Raw genomic sequence first — 4,191 nt, forward strand, 5'->3', positions numbered from 1 at the left:
TGCCGCAGCCAGCGAGGACAGCCACGAGAAGCAATGTCACCACCGCTCCCCATAACAACCATCGCATGCCACTTACCATCACCAATCACTCCTTGTAAAAGATGAACAAATGCCGAAAAAAACATAAGCCATGCTTGAAACAACCCGCTATGGCTTCACAACCAAATTACGCGGCGCAAAAGCGCCACAGCAATAACTATGGGAGGAGACCCCAGATCTCCTTTCACCCCTCAACCTCGGATTAGCCGGTAGCTTACTATCCGGCATTCACATTTTATTGCGGAAAACGCCATTTGTCAACAGGTTCCAAAGAATCGGCTTCCAACCTTCACAAGCAACAAAACAAGCAACAAACTCGATTTTTCGACCGAATTAGTTCAAATCTATGCTTTGGGATGCGCCGTCGGGCTTAAAATCGCCGCATCAATAATACAAATCGCTATATCCAACCGAGCGGAATGGCATGACGATTGGGGGTGAATCACATAATAAATAAAAAAGAGGCTCCAAGGATGATGCAAAGCGGCAACTTCGCATTTTGAAAAAAGAACTCCCTTAGCCCGTATCGCGCTTGCGGTCAGGCCTTGAATGAAATCCATGAATGGCTTTTTCTATTTCTTCCGCCAACTCCGCCCGCGCCCCCCTCTTTTCCTCTTCGATGCGGCGCGCCAAGCGGAGTTTGTATTCCCTCACCTTCGGATCGTCGAACGACGCGGTATCTATTTCGCCCATTCTGATAAAAATCCAGATTTCGGCTTCATCCAGTCCTACTCCCTCTGCAAGCTCATGAACAGTCAGGATTTCGCCCGCAAGCTCCTTGTCCTTGACGAAGTTGCGCACAAGGGAAAGCTTTTTGCGGAAATCCCGATTCTTGGAATACGCGTCTATGCACTCTGGACAAGACCCGATGCGGTAGACATCGTCGAATACCCGGTTGCACGATCTGCAATTGGCGAAATTAGGCATACCGCCCCCTAAGCGCGGGAATCTTCACAAGCGGAAATATTATACACCTGATATATGAGGAGCAAAACCGCCGAAAGGCTACCTCAGCGCATTAATCCCGATGAACAGCGTGCTCAGCATAGAAATGACGTCGCGCCAGTCGAGCCTTGAATCGCGATCCGGAACGAAGATCACGTCGCCCGGCCGGATAGTGTAGTCGGACGGAGGCTCCTTGCCCTTGGTCAGAGCTTTCATATCAACTTTGATTATTTCGTTTTCCGTAATCGGCTTGCCGGCGTCCCTGGGCTGCCTGATGATTATCACCTTCGGCAGATACGCTTGATCCGTCGGTCCGGCGATCGAAAGATAATCGAGAACGGACATGTTTTGGGCGTGAGGAATGGCTCCCGGCATATTCACGCTTCCTATGACGAAGACGCGGGATTCCCTGGCGATGATTTTGATTTCATCCCTGTTTTGCAGCTCTAAATCGGGAGGCGCTTCACCGTCCGCATACGGCTCGAAATCCAATAAAATCCGTTCCAACGCGCCGCCGGGAGCGTGGCGCTCCACTATTGCGTTTCCAAGGTCGAGGTACGGATCAACGCTTCCGGAAATTTCAAGGAGGTTTTTTAGTGTTTCCCCCTGAAGAATTTCATAAACGCCCGGACGCAGAGTACCCGTGATTTTGACCGTCTTCCCGGGCGGCTCCACCTCTATAATGTCTCCGTCGCGCAACAGGAAGTTCTGGCCGACTTTACCGCCGACCGTAATGGCCAGCGGATCGATTTCGGTCTTGACGTAAGTCTCTTCCGATTCCTTCTCAAGGGCTGGAACGTCCGACGCCGCATAGCCGCCGTCTTTGCGTCTGAAATGAACGAACCGGCGGTGCGCGCCGGAATTCGCCAGTCCTACCGCTTGAAGGAGCTCAATGAAGCTGGTATGCGAATAGACGATGTACACTCCCGGCGCAGGCACGTCCCCCCTGAGAAAAATTTTGATCCTGGCGGGATTCTGCACCTGTACGTTAAGATAAACTTCCCGGTAATACTTGGAAAACAGCTCCGTCAGAAGCTCGGTGGCCTCGTTCATCGTCATACCTTCAACGGGAACGGAACCCACGATCGGCAGGATAACGTTCCCGTTGCGGCCGACCATCGGGAAGTATTCCGCTGCGGTGCCGGTGTCTATGGTCACGCGCAGCCTGTCGCCTTTTCCTATCGGATAATCGTAAGGGATGTAAACCTCGTCCAGCGGGCCGGTTAAATCGTACCGGACGGATTGCGCGAACGAAGGTGCGGAAAAAGCCGCAACGAACGCGAAAGACAAAATTAAAATCGCAGGTTTCACTTTGAACCCTCCGCGGCGGCGCGTCTTTCTTTACGGGCGGGCGGACCCAAAAGCGCCGCCCACACCAGCCCGATGAACAGCCCGAACAGCCCGCCGATGACGGAGGTGGTCAACCTCTTCGGCCTCGTGTGCTTCGCGGGAGGAACCGCGGGATCGAGAATGAAAATCCCCGACACTTGCGACGCGGCCGTCAGCTCGGCCTGTTGCTTTTGCTCTCTGAGCTGGCGGTACAGCTTGTAATTCACCTCAAGCTCGGTGGAGAGGACAGTCAGCTCGCTCTCCATTCCGGGCAGGTTTTTCATTTGGGCTTTGTAGCCCGCGACCAGCTTGTCGTAATCCGATATTTCCCCTTCCAGCGCCTTTATATGATTGTCAATATTGGAAATGATAATGCCCTTCAATTCTTTAATTCTCGCGTCCACGGCCTTCACGTTATTGTGCTCGGGAGTCATCACCTGCAGCAGGTTCGAACGCTCCAGCTGAAGCGAAACCAAACGCTGAAACAAGTCGATTCCGACGAATCCAAGCGGCGTATAAGATCCGGTTCCCGAAAGCACGTAGTCCTCCGTCGAGCCCGACACGAGCCTGCGCTTGAGCTTGCGCGTCTGGTCGAGCTCAAGGCGCGCGGTTTCGGCCTGGCTTTCGAGAGCGGACATCTGGGTGATCAGCCCCTTCGCTTCCTCCGAAAGCAGCACCGTTCCTTTCGAGCTTTTGAATCCGTCCAGCTTCCGCCTTGACTCCTCCAGCGCCTTCTCTACCTCTTCCAGCTGGCCGTTCACGAAATCCAGGGTTTGGGTCGCGCCCTGCCGCGTGAAATCCACGCTGCGCCTTTCGTAAATTTTCAACAGTTCGTTCGCAATATCCGCCGCCCGCGAGGCGCTTTTGTCTTCCACTTCCAGCTTTATTACGCCGCTCTGGAAGCCGGATTCCTTTGCCTCGACCGCGCCCGCAAGCGCTTCGAAAGTGTCGAACGCCGGTTTCGCCGTCAGCGTGAAGGTCGTCGCGCCGTAATCTTCCATCCGCGAGACAACCATCCTTAGCTGCCCGTTCTCGAACGGCTCTCCGACTTTGCCTGCTCCGAGGGAGGCGCCTTTTGCGCCAAGCACGCCGGTCAAATCGAATACTTCGAAGACGCCGCCTTCGCCGGGAACCACGCGGAATTTAGCCGGACGCAAAGCTTCGGGCAGCGAGAACTCCTCAAGTTCCAGCGCCGTCGAAGACAGCCGCCTGTCCGGAGCCGGAAAAATTTTCAAATAGCGCGCCGCCACGTCGCGCAGCCTCCACCACGCGGAATCGCGCGCGTCGCGCCGCACGTCCACGTCCAGGTGAAGCTTGCCTATCGCTTCTTCGAGTGTGGTGCGCGCCTTCAATATTTGCAGCTCGGTCTCCGTTCCCGGCGACACGCCGGAAAGCGCGGCGATCCTCGCGGCCGCTGCAAGCGCGGGCTGCTGTTTTTTTATAAGAATTCGGCCGGTCGCGGTATAAACCGGCGCTTGGATTACGGTGCCTAGGAAGGACGCGGCCGCCGCAACGAAGAAGAGGGAGAAGACGAGCCCCTTCCTGCCCGCGGCCGCGGCGAGGTAACGGGCGAGGTTCCCTGCGCCCGCATCGACGGCCGAGCCGCGCTCGAGCCCGCTATCCTGCACCGATTGCCCCTTTCAAGCCGTTCGTCTCCTGCCCCAAACCGGAGGCCGCGGATTATATCACCGCGCGCGTGAAACGCACGTTCGCGCCGGATATCGAATGCGCGGCATATCGCGGTTCCGGGAAGCGCGGCGTTTGCGCGGCGAACTTTCTTGGACTATCACGGCTCCGGGAAGCGCGGCCGGGAGGCCGCGTATCGCCGCCAAAACGGGCAAAATCCAACCGAATGGCGGAATCCGCCGGAATCGGATA

Annotated in this window: 3 protein-coding genes; all 3 read right to left on the bottom strand. The window is 55.9% G+C overall.

The features are described from left to right. Positions 1–555: 555 nt before the first annotated feature. The 3 genes from HRF49_09835 to HRF49_09845 all read right to left on the bottom strand — a co-directional run bounded on the left by HRF49_09835 (position 556) and on the right by HRF49_09845 (position 3,941). A complete protein-coding gene (locus HRF49_09835) occupies positions 556–966 on the bottom strand; it encodes a hypothetical protein (GenBank protein ID MEP0814949.1) in 411 nt (136 codons plus the stop codon). 78 nt (positions 967–1,044) lie between these two features. Further along, positions 1,045–2,295, bottom strand: coding sequence for a polysaccharide biosynthesis/export family protein (locus tag HRF49_09840; protein MEP0814950.1), 1,251 nt, complete (start codon positions 2,293–2,295; stop codon positions 1,045–1,047). Beyond that, entirely contained in the window at positions 2,292–3,941 is a 1,650-nt protein-coding gene (locus HRF49_09845) for a hypothetical protein (GenBank protein ID MEP0814951.1), read from the bottom strand. The genes HRF49_09840 and HRF49_09845 overlap by 4 nt, the downstream gene beginning before the upstream one ends. Between the last annotated feature and the right edge of the window lie 250 nt (positions 3,942–4,191).

The organism is bacterium, assembly GCA_039961635.1.
Classification (GTDB): Bacteria; 4484-113; 4484-113; order JAGGVC01; family JAGGVC01; genus JABRWB01.

Excerpts from the sequence above, each read along its gene's own strand:
- HRF49_09835 (MEP0814949.1), bottom strand. The coding sequence starts at position 966 with ATGCCTAATTTCGCCAATTGCAGATCGTGCAACCGGGTATTCGACGAT.